The sequence below is a fragment of the Vibrio sp. 1401 genome (assembly GCF_033340295.1).
Genome location: NZ_JAWOWF010000421.1, coordinates 1 through 667, shown reverse-complemented (window position 1 = coordinate 667; position 667 = coordinate 1). Strand labels below are relative to the sequence as shown.

Here is a 667-nt window from a genome sequence, read left to right as displayed (position 1 = left end):
TTCAATCTTTTGATTGGCTTGCTTTAAATTACTTAGTTGCCTCTCATTACTGATGATCTCGTTAAGCTTTGGCTCCAATACCAGCGTAAAGAGCAACATGATCACGACAACTAAACCGCACAATGCGGTGAGCACTTTTTCACGCGTACTCATTTCGCCAAAGCGCCCTTCTGATGAGAGCCAGAATTCGTTCATTTCTCTTTATCCTCGCGCGTTTTCAACTCAAACGTCACTATGTCTTTCTCATTGCGACCGATTTTCACGTCGTCAAATGTTCGCCCAACAAGACTGATCTCATTCTTGAACTGGCTTACCCAACTCGGCACTGAACTCGGAGCTTTCGCTAAGCCTTTTAAATCCAAGATGTTGTTGTTGATGCGAATTTCGGATAAAGAGATTTCTTGGTTGCCCAATTTTGCTAATGACTGCATCACACCTGAGTAACCCGTGCGTTGCGAATCATCGTACTTGCCCACCGCTTTCAAGGAGTCTCGCTTAGCTTTGACTTCACGCTCTAGACGCGCTTTGGCCGCTAACTTATTTGGATCAGGCTGATGCTTACGCAGCTTCACTTGGTAGTAATCTAAGTCAGACTTAAGAATATCGCCCTTGCCTTTCACAATCGCGATTTCATCTTCCAAACCTTCACTTTGCCAAGACACGTAGC

1 protein-coding gene and 1 pseudogene are annotated in these 667 nt (G+C 44.8%); both read right to left on the bottom strand.

What is annotated here, in order from left to right:
• Positions 1-195, bottom strand: a 195-nt coding sequence (gene gspM / locus R7Z77_RS26000; protein WP_318137131.1) for a type II secretion system protein GspM, incomplete at its 3' end; no start/stop codon positions are given.
• Positions 192-667, bottom strand: a pseudogene (locus tag R7Z77_RS25995) (MSHA biogenesis protein MshI); the annotation flags it as partial. The gene gspM and the pseudogene R7Z77_RS25995, both read right to left, overlap by 4 nt.